This window comes from Hornefia porci (assembly GCF_001940235.1).
Classification (GTDB): Bacteria; Bacillota; Clostridia; order Peptostreptococcales; family Anaerovoracaceae; genus Aminicella; species Aminicella porci.
The window spans coordinates 706,950-723,410 of record NZ_MJIE01000001.1 but is presented as its reverse complement, the minus strand read 5'-3'; the positions used below and the strand labels follow the sequence as shown (position 1 = coordinate 723,410).

Annotated in this window: 14 protein-coding genes; all 14 read left to right on the top strand. The window is 54.6% G+C overall.

What is annotated here, in order from left to right; translation table 11 throughout:
* The first annotated feature begins 38 nt into the window (after nt 1-38).
* The 14 genes from mraZ to pheT all read left to right on the top strand — a co-directional run bounded on the left by mraZ (nt 39) and on the right by pheT (nt 16,456).
* A complete protein-coding gene (mraZ, locus tag BHK98_RS03425) occupies nt 39-470 on the top strand; it encodes a division/cell wall cluster transcriptional repressor MraZ (RefSeq protein WP_075712195.1) in 432 nt (143 codons plus the stop codon).
* A gap of 8 nt (nt 471-478) precedes the next feature.
* Nucleotides 479-1,414, top strand: coding sequence for a 16S rRNA (cytosine(1402)-N(4))-methyltransferase RsmH (rsmH, locus tag BHK98_RS03420; protein WP_075712194.1), 936 nt, complete (start codon nt 479-481; stop codon nt 1,412-1,414).
* Nucleotides 1,415-1,423: 9 nt separating this feature from the next.
* Complete coding sequence (locus BHK98_RS03415; RefSeq protein WP_075712193.1) at nt 1,424-1,750, top strand: FtsB family cell division protein; 327 nt, start codon at nt 1,424-1,426, stop codon at nt 1,748-1,750.
* Between the two features lie 112 nt (nt 1,751-1,862).
* Nucleotides 1,863-3,845: a penicillin-binding transpeptidase domain-containing protein gene (locus BHK98_RS03410; RefSeq protein WP_075712192.1), complete on the top strand. Its 1,983-nt coding sequence runs from the start codon at nt 1,863-1,865 to the stop codon at nt 3,843-3,845.
* A gap of 11 nt (nt 3,846-3,856) precedes the next feature.
* Nucleotides 3,857-5,227: a UDP-N-acetylmuramoyl-tripeptide--D-alanyl-D-alanine ligase gene (locus BHK98_RS03405; protein ID WP_075712191.1), complete on the top strand. Its 1,371-nt coding sequence runs from the start codon at nt 3,857-3,859 to the stop codon at nt 5,225-5,227.
* Between the two features lie 11 nt (nt 5,228-5,238).
* Nucleotides 5,239-6,201 (top strand): phospho-N-acetylmuramoyl-pentapeptide-transferase, encoded by a 963-nt coding sequence (gene mraY / locus BHK98_RS03400; RefSeq protein WP_075712190.1) that lies wholly within the window; start codon nt 5,239-5,241, stop codon nt 6,199-6,201.
* 76 nt (nt 6,202-6,277) lie between these two features.
* On the top strand, nt 6,278-7,651 hold the full coding sequence (gene murD / locus BHK98_RS03395) for a UDP-N-acetylmuramoyl-L-alanine--D-glutamate ligase (RefSeq protein ID WP_075714951.1): 1,374 nt from the start codon (nt 6,278-6,280) through the stop codon (nt 7,649-7,651).
* On the top strand, nt 7,652-8,881 hold the full coding sequence (gene ftsW / locus BHK98_RS03390) for a putative lipid II flippase FtsW (protein WP_075712189.1): 1,230 nt from the start codon (nt 7,652-7,654) through the stop codon (nt 8,879-8,881).
* Nucleotides 8,878-9,978, top strand: coding sequence for an undecaprenyldiphospho-muramoylpentapeptide beta-N-acetylglucosaminyltransferase (gene murG / locus BHK98_RS03385; RefSeq protein ID WP_075712188.1), 1,101 nt, complete (start codon nt 8,878-8,880; stop codon nt 9,976-9,978). Before ftsW ends, murG begins: the two co-directional genes overlap by 4 nt.
* A 9-nt stretch (nt 9,979-9,987) precedes the next feature.
* Complete coding sequence (locus BHK98_RS03380; protein WP_075712187.1) at nt 9,988-10,845, top strand: cell division protein FtsQ/DivIB; 858 nt, start codon at nt 9,988-9,990, stop codon at nt 10,843-10,845.
* 72 nt (nt 10,846-10,917) lie between these two features.
* Nucleotides 10,918-12,054, top strand: coding sequence for a cell division protein FtsZ (ftsZ, locus tag BHK98_RS03375; RefSeq protein ID WP_075712186.1), 1,137 nt, complete (start codon nt 10,918-10,920; stop codon nt 12,052-12,054).
* A 72-nt stretch (nt 12,055-12,126) separates the two neighbouring features.
* On the top strand, nt 12,127-12,897 hold the full coding sequence (locus tag BHK98_RS03370; RefSeq protein WP_075712185.1) for a TrmH family RNA methyltransferase: 771 nt from the start codon (nt 12,127-12,129) through the stop codon (nt 12,895-12,897).
* Nucleotides 12,898-12,915: 18 nt separating this feature from the next.
* Nucleotides 12,916-13,938: a phenylalanine--tRNA ligase subunit alpha gene (gene pheS / locus BHK98_RS03365; protein WP_075712184.1), complete on the top strand. Its 1,023-nt coding sequence runs from the start codon at nt 12,916-12,918 to the stop codon at nt 13,936-13,938.
* A 73-nt stretch (nt 13,939-14,011) separates the two neighbouring features.
* Nucleotides 14,012-16,456, top strand: a complete 2,445-nt coding sequence (pheT, locus tag BHK98_RS03360) for a phenylalanine--tRNA ligase subunit beta (RefSeq protein WP_075712183.1) — start codon at nt 14,012-14,014, stop codon at nt 16,454-16,456.
* Nucleotides 16,457-16,461 lie beyond the last annotated feature (5 nt).

Sequence of the window (16,461 nt, the reverse complement as noted above, 5' to 3'; positions counted from 1 at the left end):
ATCAAAAGATAAAGGGGTAGAAGAGGAGTTCAGCCAAAATGTTCATGGGCACGTATTATAACTCCATAGATGCGAAGAACAGGCTGATCGTGCCCTCGAAGCACAGAGATCAGCTTGCAGGCAAATGCGTCCTGACGAAGGGGTTAGATACGTGCCTGTACATTTACTCCATGAACGAGTGGGATAAACTCACTGAGAAAATCGCGGAACTTCCGGAGTCGGATCCGAAGGTCAGGGAATACATCCGGGATCATTATGCAAATGCGGTCGAGTGTGAATTCGACAAGCAGGGAAGGATTGTTATTCCGCAGCCTCTGATCGATTACGCGAAAATCACCAAGGAACTGGTGACGATGGGGGCGATGAAGAAAATCGAAATCTGGAGCCGGGAGGTATGGGAAACTCCCGACAACGAGGGAAGCATGCAGACGGAGGACTACTCAGAAGCTCTCGCGAAGTACAATTTTTAGGAGCGGCTATGGAATTCAGGCACACGCCGGTGCTGCTGGATCAGTGCATCGAAAATCTCAATATCAGACCGGACGGCGTCTATGTGGACGGAACGTTAGGGGGAGGGGGACACTCCTTTCATATCTGTGAACGTCTGTCAGAGCAGGGAACGCTGATCGGAACCGACAGAGACAGGGATGCGCTGGAGGCGGCAGAGAAGCGGCTGCAGGAATTCAGCTGCAGGAAGTACTTTGTTCAAAGCAACTACGCCGACATCAAAACGGTACTGGCGGAAAAAGGGATTGAGAAAATAGACGGGGCGCTGCTGGATATCGGCGTTTCCTCCTTTCAGCTGGATAACGCGGAGAGGGGGTTTTCCTATATGCAGGACGCGCCGCTGGACATGAGGATGAACAGGGAGGACGATCTGACTGCGTATGACGTGGTCAACAGTTATGACCGTGATGAGCTGACACGGATCATCCGGGAGTATGGCGAGGAACGATGGGCCTCCAGAATCGCGGCTTTCATTGTGCGGGCGCGCGCTGAAAAACCCGTAGAGAGTACGTCGGAGCTGGTGGAAATTATCAAGAAAGCCATTCCGGCCGGGGCGAGGCGGTCAGGTCCGCATCCGGCGAAACGGACGTTTCAGGCGATACGGATTGAAGTGAACGATGAACTGGGCGAGCTGTCGCGGGCGGTTGACGAGTATCTGGATGTGATGAATCCGGGCGGAAGACTTTGTATCATTACCTTCCACTCCCTTGAGGATCGGATCGTCAAACAGAAACTGCAGAAAAGAGCGGATCCGTGTACATGTCCGCCGGAATTTCCCGTCTGTGTATGCGGGAAAAAGGCCGATATCAGAAAGGTGACGCGGAAACCCATCGTGGCGGAAGCGTCGGAGCTGGATTTGAATCCACGCGCCCGGAGCGCCAAATTGCGGGTGTGTGAGAAGATTTAGGGGTCAATCATGAGTGTAATTGATAAGAGAAGAATACTGGCGGCGATCGTCATGATCGGCTGCGTCTGTGTGGCGATGGTGGTGATGACCGCATACGCGGCGGAAATCCGCTGTGAGAACAATGCTCTGATCGCGAAGAACAAAGCGCTGCAGGGTGAAGTGGATACACTGGACGTGAAAATCAAAACAGCCAATAACGTAGATCACATCGAGAAGGTGGCGAAATCGAAACTGGGGATGGTTTATCCGACCTCGGACAACTGTGTTTATCTGAAAGACAGCGATACGCCCAGGCGGAATTTCGCCGCGGTGATCCGCAGGGAAGCATACAATTAATCCTTTATTCTTGATGCGTTTTCTATTATAATTGAATAGACGGTGACCAGACAACTTCATACAGAAACGGCTGTCTGGTTTTTTCGTAATGAACAGGAGTGGTTCAGACTATATGTCAAAGGTCGGAATGAAAAGCAAGAAGAGAATCATCATCGTGTTCCTGATGATACTGGCGCTGGTACTGGTGCTTGCACTGCGGACCGCGTGGATTCAGATCGTCAGGGCGGAGGATTACAGCCAGAAGGCGATCAGCCAGCAGATGAGCGACAGTACCATCGAGGCGAACCGCGGGGTGATTTATGACAAAAACGGGAAGGAGATGGCGTCCAGTGCCATCTGTTATTCCGTGTGGGTCCGGCCGGCGCAGATAACAGAAAACTACGTCAGCGACACCAAGCTGGATGAGATTTCCACAAAGCTGGCGGTGATCCTCGATATGAAGGCGTCCACTATTAAGAGCCGGCTGAAATCCAAGTCGAATCTGGTGCGCCTGGCGAAATATCTGGACAAAAAACAATGCGATAAGATTCGGGAACTGGATATCACAGGCCTTGAGATAACGGAGGGCACGAAGCGCTACTATCCGCTGGGCACGACCGCCGCGAAACTGCTGGGGAGTGTTACCGATGACAATGTGGGACGCAGCGGAATCGAAGCGCAGTTCGACAATTATCTGAGCGGAGTCTCAGGAAGATGGATCAAGGAAACCGACCTCAACGGAGATACGCTGTCCTACGGTTCGCAGAAGCTCTATCAGGCAAAGGACGGATACAATCTGTATCTGACCATCGACGAGGTGCTTCAGAATTACGTGGAAAAGGCGGTGGCCGCCGCGATGAAAAAGACACAGGCGAAGCGGATTATGTGTCTTGTCATGAATCCGGAGACAGGAGATATTCTGGCGTGTGTCACTAATCCGTCCTTTGATCCCAACAACGCGACGGAGCCGGTTTCCGGGACGGAGCTCGCCGCCTTCAATAAGATGACGACCAAACAGCAGACGAGCTATCTCAGCAAGATGTGGAGCAACCCCATCGTCAGCGATCTTTACGAGCCGGGCTCCACCTTCAAGCTGGTCACAACCTCCGCGGCGCTGGAGGAAGGGGTGACGACGCCGACCACGCGATATTATGACAGCGGCTCCATTCTGGTGAACGGAACACGCCTGTACTGCTGGAACAAAGCGGGGCACGGCAACCAGACCCTTACCCAGGCGGTCGGAAATTCCTGCAATACGGTGCAGGTTCGTCTGGTGGAGAAGCTCGGAAAAAAGAAATACTACAATTATCTGGAAATGTTTGGAATCACCGATAAGACGCATGTGGATCTGCCTGCGGAAACCTCTGCGATTATCAAGAACGAATCCTCGCTGACCAATGTGGATCTCGCGACCATGTCCTACGGACAGGGCATCGCGCTGACGCCGATACAGATTCTGACGGCAGCCTGCGCGATCGGAAACGACGGCGTTCTGATGCAGCCCCGGATCATCAGCAGGATGACCGACAGCAGCGGAAAGACAGTGAAGACCTTTAAGACAAAGAAAGTCCGGAAGGTCATCTCCACGAAAACCGCGAACGAAATGAAGGATATCATGGAATACGTGGTGGAAAAGGGCGGCGGTAAAAACGCGGCCGTCGCGGGCTACCGGATCGGAGGTAAAACCGGCACCGCGGACAAGGTTGTGAACGGAAAGTACACAAAGGACACTTATTCCTCCTTCCTGGGCATGGCGCCGATGGAGGATCCGAAACTGGCGGTTCTCGTTGTCGTGGACAGTCCTAAGGGAAGCCAGTACGGAAGCGCGGTCGCCGCACCGGTGGCAGGAACCTTCTTCAAAAAGGCGCTGACCTATATGGAGATAAGTCCCAAATACACCAGCTCCTCAGAGAAAAGCCAGAACGTTGTTTATCTGCCCGGACTTGCCGGGAAAACTTACGCACAGGCTGCGGCGATCCTGAGTAAGAAGGGACTTAAATATCAGGTGAGTCCGGCCGTCAAGAACGGAAAAACTGATTTCAAAATTGTGGATCAGTATCCGAAGGCCGGAACCAAAGTCAATAAAGGCGATACCGTATATCTTTACAGAAAGTAGAGGAATGTAAAATGGATGCCATTACGATCAGAGAAATCGTGGACGCGACAGGCGGTCAGCTGCTGGCCGGGAAGGAAGACGCTGTTGTCACGGGCGTGTGCACGGATTCCAGAATTTTTCAGCAGGGCGATCTGTTTGTGGCGCTGCTGGGAGAAAATACGGACGCGCACCGGTTTGTCCGTCAGGTCGCGGAACAGGGAGGAAAGACCTTCCTGATTTCCGAAAGTGATGCGGCAGAGGCACTCGCTGACGCGAACGTCATCCTGGTGCGGGATACACTGGCGGGCCTGCAGGCACTGACCCATTATTACCTGGACAAAATCGGGGTCGGAAAAATCGCGGTGACAGGAAGCGTCGGAAAGACCTCCACCCGGGACATGGTCTATTATATCCTGAGCGAAAAGTATAAGACGGGACGCCCCATCAAGAACTACAACAGTGATGTGGGGATCCCGCTGACCGTGTTCACCTTCGACTCCACGATGGAGATGGCGGTTCTGGAGGAGGGCATGGAGCACGCCGGCGAGATTCACCGCCTGGCGGATATGACCAGGCCGGAGGTGGCGGTCATTACGAATGTGGGGATCAGTCATCTGGAAAATCTGGGCTCCCGGGAAAATATTTACAGAGCGAAGATGGAGATTACCGATTTCTTCGGCAGAGACAATGTTCTGATTATCAATGAGTCCTGCGATCTGCTGAAACGCAGCAGGATTCACGGCGATTATAAAGTGATTACCGCAGGTGAGACCGGTACGGAGGACTACGTGGTTTCCGACATTCGGGACATGGGTCTGGAAGGCGTGAGCTTCACACTTACGGCGGGCGGAGAATCCCGGGAATTCCGGCTGAACGTTCCGGGCGCGCACAACGCTCTGAACGCTGCACTGGCGGTCGCGGCGTGCGCACAGTACGGCGTCACTATGGATCAGGCGGCGGAGGGGCTGCGTAAGCTGCAGTTGACCGGGAAGCGTCTGAAGGTCAGAGAGGCCCGCGGAATCCGCGTGCTGGACGATTCCTACAACGCCGCTCCGGATTCAGTGAAGTCCGCAGTCCGCACCATGGAGGCAACGCCGGCGGAACGCCGGGTGGCGATCCTGGGCGCGATGAACGAGCTGGGAGACGACACGCCCGCACTCCACTATGAAGTCGGCAGGTACGCGGCGGAACACGGGATTTCACTGGTCGTCGGGATAGAGCCGAAGGCGGCGGAAATCGTAAGAGGCGCACGGGAAGCCGGCTGCGACGCTCTGTATTTTGACGAAAAGGAAGATCTGTATCCGGAGCTTCCGAAACTTTTGAAGGAGGGCGATCTGGTGCTGACAAAAGCTTCCATGACCAGACACTTCTGGGAGATCGCCGACAAAATCATTAACGGTTAGGGGAAAGAAACATGAGAGCTTATCAATTTGGTGTTGTTATTGTTCTGGCGGTCATCGCAAGTGTGGTGCTGACCTCCATCGAGATTCCGATTCTGAAGCACAGGCAGTTCCAGCAGTTCATCCGCGAGGACGGGCCCAAGTCCCATCTCAGGAAACAGGGAACGCCGACGATGGGTGGAATCGCAATTTATGCGGCCATCGTCATGTGTACGATTATCGGTACGCGCCCGACCCGCGATACCTGGATCATCATCCTGGTCGGTCTGGCGTTCGGCCTGATCGGATTTCTGGATGATTTCATCAAGGTCACTGAGAAGCACAACCTCGGACTGCGGGCGTGGCAGAAGCTGGTTCTGCAGATTCTGGCAGGAGTCCTGTTCGGCGTCTACATCATGAAGTTCACCGACATGGGAAGTCAGGTATGGGTGCCGTTCATCGATCGCAACGTCGATTTCGGAATCTGGTTTGTGCCCTTCGTCGCCTTTGTTCTGGTGGCGATGGCGAATTCGGTGAACCTGACAGACGGAATGGACGGACTCTGTGGCGGAGTATCCGCGATCTTCGCGTTCTTCTTCGCGATCGTCGCGAACATATTCGCCAGCTATCCCAGCGCATTTTATCTGTGCGCGGTCTGCGGCGCGTGCATCGGTTTTCTGGTATATAACAAATATCCGGCCCGGGTGTTTATGGGCGATACGGGCTCCATGGCTCTGGGCGGAGGCATGACGGCGGCGATTCTGATGACAAAGGCAGAACTGCTGATCCCGTTTGCGGGCTTTGTCTTTGTGATGGAAGCACTGTCGGTGATCATTCAGGTCGTCTCGTTCCAGACGACCGGAAAGCGCGTGTTCCGGATGGCGCCGATTCATCACCACTTTGAGGAAGGCGGAATGCCGGAAAAAAGGGTTGTCCTCATGTTCTGGATCGCGGCGGCGGTCTGCTGTGCCGTCGCATACGGGATCCTGAAAATCTGAGAGGAATTATGAAGTGCTCCGCGACAGTCTCTGCCGGAGGAGAAAAGCATTGAGGATCTGGATGGAGATGATGAAAATGACGAACAGAGAAAATATGAAGGGGATGCGGATCCTGGTGGTCGGCTTCGGCCGTTCGGGAATCGCTGCGGCGCAGGCGCTGCTTCGGCTGGGGGCGCTGGTGTCGGTGCAGGACTCGAAGAAGGAAGAGGACCTTGACGGGAACCTGCTGAATTTCTTTCGCACCCAGGGCGCGCAGTTTTATCTGAATACGATGCCGCCGGATATGGGCTGCTTCGATATGCTGGTGCTCAGCCCGGGAGTGAGCCCGGAACTTCCCTTTGTTCAAGAGGCAAAGGAAAAAGGCGCGGAGATTATCGGAGAGCTTGAAATCGCCTATCGGATAGGCAGGGGGAATTATGTGGCGATTACCGGAACCAACGGAAAGACGACCACAACGACGCTGGTGGGCGAGATCTTTGTCAAAGCGAAGAGAAAGACCCATGTCGTGGGAAATATCGGAGTTGCGGTGATCAGCGCTTCTGCCGCAGCGGAAGAGCAGGACTGGCTCGTCACGGAATGCAGCAGCTTTCAGCTGGAGACGACGCGGTATTTCAAGCCGGTGGTTTCAGCAATCCTGAATCTTACGCCGGACCATCTGAACCGGCACCATACGATGGAGGCCTACGGTGCGGCAAAAGCGAAAATCTTTGCCAATCAGTCCGCGGACGGATGGCTCGTGATCAATTATGACGACAAGGCCTGTTATGCGCTGGCGAAGGGCTGCAGAGCGGGTGTGGTTCCGTTCAGCGTCGAGGAGGAGCTGGAGTTCGGGGCCTTTGTGAAAGACGACAGACTGGTGATTCGCGGAAGGGACGGAGAGCTGACAGAAATCTGCAGGAGAGAGGACATCCGCATCATCGGAAAGCACAATCTGCAGAATGTGCTGGCGGCGGCGGCGATCTGTTATTTCGCAGGCGTCGATCCGGCGGCGATCCGGAAGGGGATCTGTGAATTCCGGGGCGTGGAGCACCGGATTGAGTTCTGCGGTGAGCACGGCGGCGTCAGATATTACAACGATTCCAAGGGAACGAACACGGACGCGTCGATTACGGCGCTGAAGGCGATTGAACGGAACATTGTTCTGATTGCGGGTGGAGACGCCAAGGGACAGGAGTTTGACGGATTCGTCAGAGAGTTCCCGGGAAGAGTGAAGAAGCTTGTTCTGCTGGGACGGGACGCGCATCTGATTCAGGAGGCGGCCGACCGGGCGGGATTTTCAGATTATGTATACTGCAGAGACATGGCAGAGTGCGTGGAGAAAGCGGCGGAGCTGGCTGAACCGGGCGATACGGTTCTGCTGTCGCCGGCATGCGCGAGCTGGGACATGTATGACAGCTACGAACAGCGCGGAGAGCATTTCAAGGAATGTGTCGCGCGGTTGGGAGTGTAAATGAAAAAGCGGTCGAGAACGAAGTTATCAGAGGAACTCAGCATCCTGAAAAGACTGAGACAGTGCGACTTCACGGTGCTTCTTCTGGTGGTCATCCTGGTGATCTTTGGGGTCGTGATGGTGTTCAGCGCGAGTTATTATAATTCGATCAACTACAGCGGAACGCCGTACACATATCTGCGGAAACAGCTTTTTTTCGCACTGACGGGCGCGGCGCTGATGTATGTCACATCGGTGGTGGACTATCATCTCTACCGGAGGTTTGACTGGGTACTGCTGATTCTGAGCGTCGTGCTCCTGGTGCTGCTGTTTACGCCGCTGGGCGTGACTACGAACGGAGCGACGCGCTGGCTGCGGATGGGCCCGCTGTCCATCATGCCGGGAGAAATCGCGAAGGTCGCGGCGATTTTATTCACGGCGTCCTTTTTCGCGGATGAACCGAACCGGGTTTTGTCCCTGAAGCGGGGCGTTCTTCCGATGGCGGCGCTCATGGCGCTGCTGGGGATGCTGATCATCAAGCAGCCGAATCTTTCCACGGCGATCACTGTCGTCGGAATTATTGCGGGAATGATGTTTCTGTCAGGGCTTCAGTGGAGGTACCTCATCGGAGCGTTCGTGCTCGGCGGCGGCGGACTGTTCATCCTCAGTCAGACCGGAACCTACTGGGGAGACCGTCTGACCAGTTTCACCGATCCGTTCAGGGATGCGCAGGGTGACGGATTCCAGGCGGTGCAGTCGCTGCTGGCGCTGGGAACCGGAGGGCTGTTCGGCCTCGGGCTGGGAAAAAGCGTGCAGAAGAATCTGTATCTTCCCGAACCGCAGAATGACTTCATCCTCGCGATTATCGGCGAGGAGCTGGGTCTTGTGGGGGTTCTGATCCTGATGCTTGTGTTCGTGCTTCTCGTATGGAGGTGCAGTATGGTGGCCATAAACGCGCCGGATCAGTTCGGCATGCTGCTGGCCGGCGGCGTTACGCTGATGATCGGAATTCAGGTGGTGCTTAATGTGGCGGTGGTCACATCTTCCATGCCTCCTACCGGTATTGCGCTGCCTTTTGTGAGCTACGGAGGAAACGCACTGTGGATATTCATGGGGATGGCCGGGGTTGTCCTGAATATCTCGAGACAGAGCAGGACGCTGAACCCGGAACAGAAAAAGAAGAAACAGAACCGCGTCCAGCGCGTGCGGGAGCGCGAGCGTGAACGCAGAGAAAGAGAGAGTTTGATATGAGAGCGATTGTAACTGGCGGTGGAACGGGCGGACATATTTATCCCGCCATCGCCATTGCGGACGCGATAAAAAAAAGAGAGCCGGATTCGCAGATTCTCTATATCGGCAATGAAATCGGTCTGGAAAAGGACATCGTGCCGGGAACCGGCTATCCGATGGAGATGGTTGCGGCGAAATGGATTGACCGAAGCAACGCCCTCAAGATCGTGGACACAGGGTTCACGACGCTGCGGGGGATCAGTCAGTCTATGCGCATTATGAAGCGGTTCAGGCCGGAGGCGGTCATCGGGAGCGGAGGTTACGTGTGCTTTCCGGTGCTGTACGCGGGGCATCGTTACGGTGCGAGGTGTTTTATTCATGAACAGAACGCGTTTCCGGGCATGGCCAACAAAAGCCTGGAGCGTTTTGTGGACAAAGTATTTCTGGGTTTTCCGGAGGCGTCGGATTATTTTCATGAACCGGAGAAGCATGTGGTAACCGGAAATCCGGTGCGGGACAGTTTTTTCCGCGTGGGAAGAAAAGAAGCGCGGGACAGACTGAAAATCGGAGAGGATCAGTTCACGGTGTTTTCCTTCGGCGGAAGTCAGGGCGCCGAACGCATCAATGAAGTGGTGTTTGAACTGATGAAAACATTTCAGGGATGCTCCGGGAAGGTTCTGCTCTTCGGAACGGGCAGCCAGTATTATGATGAAATCTGTGAAGAAATCCGGAGGCAGGGGATTGAAACCGGACAGAATATCCGTGTATGCTCATACATCAGCGACATGCCGGGCTATCTTGCGGCGGCGGATCTGGTGATCGGCCGGGCAGGGGCGCTGTCTGTGGCGGAAATCTGTGTCAGCGGCCGTCCGTCCATTCTGATTCCTTCACCGAACGTTACGGGAAATCATCAGTATTTTAACGCCAGATCAGTTGCGGACCGGGGCGGCGCCGTCTTAATCGAGGAGAAAGAACTGACGCCGGAACGGCTGATCGCCGAGGTGAACAGGCTGGAATCGGATCCGGAGAAAAGAAACGCCATGGGAGAAGCGAGCCGAAGCTGTGTTCCCCATAATTCCGCGGAGCTTATTTACGAAGAAATCAGGAAAAGCCTGTGAGGGAAAACGATGGAGCAGGAAAAATACACACGTCTTGCTTCCGCTGAAGCAGCATCCGCGGAGGTATCGGACGCGGAGCAGCCGAATATGGAAGATCCGGGCGCGGCGGAAGATATTCCGTACAGGGAGATCCCCCGGAAAAAGAAAAAACGCAGAAAGAAGAATCTGCTGAGGCGGTTTCTGATCGCGCTGATTCTCATTGCAGTGTGCGCCGTGTTTCTGGCGTCACCGGTATTCAATATCAAGACAGTCACGGTATCGGGAAATGTGTATTACACTGACGAGGAGGTCATCAATATGAGCGGTGCGGTCACCGGAAGAAACCTGGTGTTCCGTCCCGGGAAAAAAGAGATACGGGAACGTCTCCTGCAGGATCCTTATTTTGCAAAGGTGAAGGTGAAGCGACATCTGCCGTCCACGCTGGAGATACAGGTGACAGAGAGAAAGCAGGTCGCCGCAATCGTTTACGGCAACCGTTATGTCGTCATCGACGAGGAGGGACGGGTGCTCCGGATCGCCAGAACAGATCCCAAGCTTACGACGCTTTCCGGTCTGACACTGAGCCGCATCAGAGTCGGGAAAACGGTCCGTGCGGAAGAGAAGGAAACACTGAGGGAGACGCTGGAAATGGTTTCCACCATGAGCCGGGGCGATCTGTACTTCAAGAAGATAAAAGTGCAGAAGCGCACGATACGGGCGTACGTGTACGATACGCTGATTGTAAAGGGGACGCCGGAACAGATGAAAAAGGCCATCGACAGCGGCAACCTGCAGAAGGTGATCAACAAACTGTATCAGAATAAGACAAAGCGCGGGACGATATCGCTGGGAGATCATAATTATATATCGTTTTCTCCCTCATTTTAATAAAAAATTCGTGCAAATGTCCATATTATATGATAAAATATCACTAATATGGGATCCAAGGAGGCAGTATAAATGTTGCAATTTGAAAATGAACAGACGAGCGGAGCTGTTATAAAGGTGATCGGCGTCGGCGGCGGAGGCTGCAACGCGGTTAACAGAATGCTGGAAACGAACCTGCAGGGTGTGGAGTATATCGCGGTTAATACAGACAGTCAGGCGCTGGGGCGCTGTAATGCTGAAACAAAGATTCAGATCGGCGAGAAACTGACCAAGGGATTGGGGGCCGGCGGAAATCCGGAGATCGGACAGAAATCTGCGGAAGAGACGCTGGATGTGATTGCGGATCTCATTGAGGGGACTGACATGGTGTTCATCACCGCGGGAATGGGAGGCGGCACCGGAACCGGCGCTGCTCCGATCATCGCCAAGGCGGCGAAGGACATGGGGATCCTCACCGTAGGCGTCGTTACCAAACCGTTTTCATTTGAAGGCAAGAAACGGAAGGCACAGGCCGATCTCGGACTGGACTTTCTGAAGAAATATGTGGATTCACTCGTCATCGTTCCGAACGACAAGCTGCTGGAGAACTGTGAGAAGAATACGACGATGATCGACGCGTTTGCGATGGCGGACGACGTACTGCGCCAGGGCGTGCAGGGCATCTCCGACCTGATTTCGGACTTCGCGCTGATCAACGTGGACTTCGCAGATGTGAGATCGGTCATGACCGACCGGGGCGTCGCGCATATGGGCGTCGGGCACGGCTCCGGCGAGGACAGAGCCAAGGAGGCCGTCAAGGCGGCAATCGAGAGTCCGCTGCTTGAGACGAGAATCGACGGCGCTAAGGCGATTCTGCTGTACGTATCCGGCGGTTACGATCTGGGCATGATGGAGGTGAACGAGATCGCGAGCCTCGTCGAGGAACAGGCAGACAAGGAGGCTATTCTGATCTTCGGCGCATCCGTCAGTGAGGAGATGAACAACGAGATTTCCATCACGGTCATTGCGACAGGCTTCGAGAGCGGCCAGCCCGGACCGGATACCAGCGATTTCAAGCTGCCGGAATCCGCGCGTTCGCCGAGGAAAATTGTTACGGAAGATGGCATCAACGGCACCGAGGTTACGCTGGAGAAAATTTTCGAAGGAGCCAGAGAGGAAGATCCATCGGACAGCAAGTTCGATATCCCGACCTTTCTGAACACTAAATAATCAAGTTAGCTTTTGAAAAGCCGGTGGTGCAAGCCGGCTTTTTAATACTATTGCCGGAAGTTGCTTTACAACATGGAAAACAGGGTTTCATCGAAGGAAAACCGAATATACAGGGAATGTCAGCGGCTGACCCGGAAGAAGTACCGGGACAGGGAGGAACGATATCTGATCGAGGGAGAGAATCTGATTCAGGAGGCCATTGAATACGGCGCGGATCTGGACCGGCTGATTCTGAGAGAAGATTGGAGTCAGAGTACCGATTTCCCTGTACGTTATTATGTCATGGACAGAAAACTGTTCGATACGCTTGCGCAGACGGAAACGAGCCAGGGAATTCTGGGAATCGTAAAGAAGCGGAGCTGCCGGGAAGATGAGCTGCCCATGCTGCTTTCCCGCAGAAATGTGGTGGTTCTGGACAGGCTTCAGGATCCCGGCAACATCGGAACGATTATCCGGACTGCGGAGGGCGCCGGATACGGAGCTGTGATCTGCCTGAAGGGAACGGCGGACGTATATTCTCCCAAGGTGGTGAGAGCCGCAGCCGGATCGCTGTTTCGGATGCCGATCCTGACGGTGGCTTCCGAGCAGGAATTATTCGATCTGATACGTCCTCTGAAGAAACGTCTTGTGGTGACGTGTCTCGAGGGCGACTGTATCTATTATGATGTAAACCTTACAGAAAATATCGCACTGGTAATCGGAAATGAAGGGAACGGCGCCAGCAGGAGTCTGATCGATCAGGCGGACGTCCGTCTCCGAATCCCGATGAAGGGAGCGCTGGAATCACTGAACGCATCCGTGGCCGCCGGCATTTTGATGTACGAGGCCATGCGGACAAAATAAATATGAGGTAAAGAAAACATGCAGGAAAAATTAGAAAAGGTATTAGCGGAAGCAAGGGAGCAGCTGAAGGAAGCCGGTACTCTGGAAGAGACCGAAGCGATCCGGGTCCGCGTCCTGGGCAAGAAGGGACAGCTGACCCAGATTCTGAGAGGAATGGGCAAGCTCTCCAGAGAAGAGAAAAAGGAAATGGGGATGGCCGCCAACAGGGCGAAGGCCCAGTTTGAGGAAATGCTCCGGGAACGGGTGAAACAGGTTCGCGAAAAGACCAGAGAAGCCCGGTTCAGGGAAGAGAAGATCGATGTCACTGAACCCGGCGTGCAGGTCACGATCGGCGTTGAACATCCGATTACGCAGGTCATAAACGAGATTGTCGGAATTTTCCGCTCCATGGGATATTCCGTTTACGAGAGTCCGGAGGTCGATACCGTGTTCAACACGTTTGACGGACTGAACTCGCCGGAATTCCACCCGGCCAGGGACATGTCGGATACCTTTTATATCGGAAAGGACATCGTGCTCCGTCCGCATACCTCCTCCGGTGAGGTGCGGGCCGAGAAGGAGCTTCCGCTCCCCTATAAAATCGTGATTCCCGGACGCTGCTTCCGGTGCGACACGCCGGACGCCACCCATTCTCCCACCTTCCATCAGGTGGAAATGATGGTAATCGGCGAGAACATTACAATGGCAGATCTGAAGGGATCTCTGGATCATATGGCTAAACAGCTGTTCGGACCGGAAACGAGAACCAAATTCCGCCCTCACCATTTCCCCTTCACCGAGCCCAGCGCAGAGATGGACGTTTCCTGCTTCAAGTGCGGCGGGAAGGGCTGCAACGTCTGCAAGGGAAGCGGCTGGATCGAAATCCTGGGCTGCGGGATGACGCATCCGCACGTACACCGTGTCGGCGGAATCGATACGGAAAAATACACAGGATTCGCGGTCGGAATGGGCGTAGAGCGAATCGCGATGCTGAAATACGGAATTGATGACATCCGGCTTCTGTATGAGAACGACATGAGATTCATCAATCAGTTCAAATAGAAATCAGTCAGAAGCAAGAAACATTGAAAAATACGCAATCTGTATTTGACAATATGAGGAGGTCACAGCAGGAATGATAGTATCAGTTAATTGGTTAAGGGACTACGTCGATATAGATGTTCCGGTAAAGGAGTTCTGCGATCGGATGATCATGTCCGGGTCGAACATTGAAACCTGCACGGAAATCGGAACAGGAATAAGCGGCGTTAAAGTAGGAAGAATCGATAAAATAGAGAAGCATCCGGATGCGGATAAGCTTGTGGTATGCGGAATCAATATAGGCGAGGAGAAGCTTCTTCAGGTGGTAACGGGAGCCGGAAATATCTTCGAGGGAGCCTTTGTCCCCGTCGCGGTTCACGGAAGCGTGATTCCTGGACCGCTTCACGGCCAGCCCAAGACAGAGGGCGGAGTCAAGATCACCCGAGGCAAGCTGCGGGGCGTTGAGAGCGACGGTATGCTCTGCTCTGCGCAGGAGCTGGGATTCGATGACAAGGTTGCACCGATGTTTTCAAAAGACGGGATCTGGATTCTGCCCGGAAACTGGGACGAACAACTGGGACAGGACTTCGCCGAATGCCTTGCACTGGAGGACAGCGTCGTGGACTTCGAGATTACGCCCAACCGTCCGGACTGCCTGTCCATGCTGGGAATGGCCAGAGAGGCTGCGGCAACCTTCGGAAAGACCGTGCGCTATCCTGACACGGAATGCGAAAAGGCCGGAGAAAACGCGGCAGATTACATCCGGGTATCGGTTCGGTCAGAGCTGTGCAAGCGGTATACCGCGCGGGTCATTCGGGATGTGAAGATCGGGCAGTCCCCCTGGTGGCTGCAGAAGCGACTGATGGCGGCCGGCATGCGTCCGATCAACAACATGGTGGATATTACAAATTTTGTTATGCTGGAATACGGGCAGCCCCTCCACGCCTTCGATATCAGAAGTCTCGCCGGCGGGGAGATTATCGTGGACACCGCGAAGGAGGGCGAGCGCTTCACCACGCTGGACGGAACAGAGCGGACGCTGCATGCGGATAATCTGATGATTAACGATGCGGAAAAGCCGGTGGCAGTAGCCGGCGTCATGGGCGGACTGAACTCTGAAATCGTGGAGGATACCGATACGGTGGTCATTGAATCCGCCAACTTCCTCGGAAGCAGTGTGCGTCTTACGGCCAAGGCTCTGGGAATGCGGACGGAGGCTTCCGGACGGTATGAGAAGGGCATTGATCCGAATCTCTGCTCCGCCGCGGCAGACCGCGTCTGCAGGCTTGTGGAAATGCTCGGATGTGGCAGAGTCCTCGACGGCTCCGTCGATGTTTATCCGAACCCGGAGAAGGCGCCGACGGTCATGGCGCGAGTGAGCCGCATCAACAAAGTGCTGGGAACAGATATTTCCCGGGAGCAGATGGTGTCCTATTTCAACGGACTGGAAATGAAGGTGGAAGGAGAAGGCGACGAAATGTACATCACTCCTCCGACCGTCCGGCAGGATCTGCTGGAGGAGGTGGATTATGTGGAAGAGGTCGCCCGGATGTACGGCTACGACAATCTTCCGATGACACTTCCGGACACATCGTCGGCCGCGCCTTTCCCGAAGGACTGGGATCTGAGAGAACTCGCCCGCGTGACCCTCTGCGGAATGGGCGCGAACGAGATTCAGACCTACTCCTTCTCCAATGACAGAGTGCTGGATCAGTGCCGGATCGATCAGGATTCCTGGGAACGGAATTTCGTTCGGATGATCAACCCGATGGGAGAGGACACCTCTGCTCTGAGGACGATTCTGACGCCGGGAATGCTGGAGGTTCTGGGCAGAAACTACGCCAGAAATATCGAGGCCGTCCGGGCTTATGAGATCGGAAATACCTTTATGAAAAACCTGCTGGAGCCGGACGGGCTTCCGGACGAGTCCTGCAATCTGAGTATCGGATGCTACGGGGAAAAGGAGAATTTCTTTACGCTGAAGGGAATGGTCTGCGCCCTGCTGGACAAGATGGGCATCGGCGAACTTACCTTTGTTACAGAAAGCGAGTACGGCGTCTATCATCCCGGCAGATGCGCACGCATCATTGCCCGCGACCGCAACGGAGACGACACGGAGCTGGGAATCATGGGAGAACTGCATCCCGACGTGGCGGAAAACTTCGGAATCGGAACCAGAGCATACTGTGCGGAGCTGTTCTTCGACCTGATTCTGACACTGTCAGACCGGGAGGTGCAGTACCGGCATCCGCCGAAATATCCGGCAACCTCCAGAGATATGGCGCTGATTGTCGATGAGGATCTGGAGGTCGGAAAAATTGAAGCGGCGGTGAAGGAGATGGAAGCCGGCATTCTGGAGGACATCCGTCTGTTCGACGTCTACCGCGGCGAGCAGGTCGGGCGCGGGAAGAAGAGCGTGGCCTTCAGCCTGACCTACCGGAACAGCGACAGGACACTGACCGACGAGGAAGCCGACAGAGCTCATGCGGAGGTCGTCGAGATGCTGAAGGAGCGCTTCCATGCGGTGCTGCGTGATTAAGGAAC